Source organism: Anaerotignum faecicola, assembly GCA_024460105.1.
Lineage (GTDB): Bacteria > Bacillota > Clostridia > Lachnospirales > Anaerotignaceae > JANFXS01.
This window is the reverse complement of sequence record JANFXS010000115.1, coordinates 1-544: the sequence shown is the minus strand read 5'-3', so window position 1 is coordinate 544 and position 544 is coordinate 1. Positions and strand designations below refer to the sequence as shown.

The following is a 544-nucleotide window of genomic DNA, read 5'->3' as shown; positions in this document are numbered from 1 at the left end:
GCCTTTTCCTTGTCAGCCCTAAGCTGCGCCCGGATAGAGGGCTTCTTTTCCGGCTTCGCTTCCTTGCCGCGCTCTTTGTCGGCTTTGACCGCGTTAGCCAGGTCAACAAGGGAAATTGTTTCTCCCGCCTTAACCTTTGCTTCCAGTTCGTCAACGGTAGGGGTGTTGTTGATGATACCGTCAAAGTTGTTGTCGTTCTGCTCTACGGTGTCCTCGATATGCTTCAAGGGGTTTGCCTTTTCCGGCTGCTCTGCGGCAACAGCAAACGCCCGCGTCCCGTTCCCCATAATCAGATACTTTCCGTCGTCCGACTGGTGGTGAAAGCCATATCCGGCGGCTTCTATCTGCTCCCGGCTCATGGCGGTCACATGGAAAGTCCCCCTCGGTGTCTGGATTGTTTCGCCCGTTGTCAGCTCGTCCGGGGTAAGCTGCTTCTGCTCCTGTAAAAACTCCGGCACTTGCCGGAAGCCTACGCTGTCAACGTAATGCGCGGTGTCCTGTCCGTTCTGATGAAGCACTACCACGTCCGAAACGGAAAGGCTGT

The 544-nt window shown here is 55.7% G+C and carries 1 protein-coding gene; it reads right to left on the bottom strand.

What is annotated here, in order from left to right; all coding sequences use genetic code 11:
* Positions 1-544 (bottom strand): YodL domain-containing protein (locus NE664_13025; GenBank protein ID MCQ4727555.1); only part of this gene is annotated, 544 nt, incomplete at both ends.